Origin of the sequence: Salmonella sp. SG203 (genome assembly GCF_013350575.1) — a bacterium.
In the GTDB taxonomy this organism is placed as follows: Bacteria; Pseudomonadota; Gammaproteobacteria; order Enterobacterales; family Enterobacteriaceae; genus Salmonella; species Salmonella enterica.
In genome coordinates this window covers 1-1,174 of sequence record NZ_SNMT01000083.1, presented here as the reverse complement: position 1 = coordinate 1,174, position 1,174 = coordinate 1, and the positions used below count along the sequence as shown (strand labels likewise).

1 protein-coding gene is annotated in these 1,174 nt (G+C 50.9%); it reads right to left on the bottom strand.

The genetic code is table 11. From position 1 onward, the window contains the following. Positions 1–27: 27 nt before the first annotated feature. Complete coding sequence (locus tag HV477_RS28310; RefSeq protein WP_217487912.1) at positions 28–996, bottom strand: IS110 family transposase; 969 nt, start codon at positions 994–996, stop codon at positions 28–30. Between the last annotated feature and the right edge of the window lie 178 nt (positions 997–1,174).

Here is a 1,174-nt window from a genome sequence, read left to right as displayed (position 1 = left end):
AATAAGCAACTGTCTTGAACGTTATTTTTATGGAGCAACGTGATGATACGATTCATTCCATTCTTCGTTCTTTCTGAGCATCGCATTCAGGATAGTCAGCAGCTTGCGCATACAGGCAACCAGCGCCACTTTTTTGGCTTTTCCGGCCGCAAGAAGACGTGTATAAAAATCCTTGATAACCGGATTAAAACGGGTTGCTACAAGCGCAGCCATGTAAAGCGCTGTTCGAACTCCGGCCCGACCACCAAAAATCGTCCGTCGCCCCCGCATGGTACCCGAGTCCCGGTTTACCGGTGCCACACCCACGAGAGCACTGATTTCACGCCTCGAGAGACTGCCCAGTTCAGGCACCTCCGCCAGCAGTGCCGCAACAGTCATGGTGCCAACACCTTTAATGCTGCTCAGCCTCTCTGCAAGCTCTTTAAAGTGGTCCCTGATGTGGTCGTTCATATCCTCATCGATTCGGGCAAGCTCATCTTCCAGTGCTTTGATGATTGTATTGATGCTTTTCCTGCTCTGTGGATGCGCAGGATGCAGCCGGTTACGTTCAGCCACCAACATCGCTATCAACTGGCGTCTGCGTACCACCATCGCAGCAAGAACCTGACGTTCAGCATCTGGCAGGACCCGAATAAAGCGTTCCCGCTCCGGATGTCGATTAATGACCTCTGCCATTTGTGCAAGCACCCTAGCATCAATACGATCAGTTTTCGCCAGATAGCCCATAGCGCGAGCAAAGTCACGGGCCTGCCTGGGATTGACTACTGCAACAGCAAAACCTTCAGTCTGGATCGAGCAGGCCACGGCAGCCTCAAGGCCGCCAGTAGCCTCCATCAGAACCAGAGCGACGGTGTGTTTTCTCAACTCAGCAATAATGGCATCAAAGCCGTCAGAGTCATTGCTGACCGTAAACTGAGCGATATCACTATTGGCAGCGATGTCCAGGGTTGCTTTGGAAATATCAACGCCCACACAGAGGGGATTTGGCTGACTCATTATTACCCTTCCTTGCAAATGCGAAATGGAGTTCGGACAACTGTTCGGGTTTCAGATGAGTGGCTCAGTGTATGCGCCGGTCGCTTATTCACGGGCTATGAACCCCTGGAGGTATCAGGCTGCATACACCTTGCCAAATCTAACCATGGATATTTTAAACAAATTTTAAGATACAAGG

Excerpts from the sequence above, each read along its gene's own strand:
- HV477_RS28310 (WP_217487912.1), bottom strand. The coding sequence starts at position 996 with ATGAGTCAGCCAAATCCCCTCTGTGTGGGCGTTGATATTTCCAAAGCA.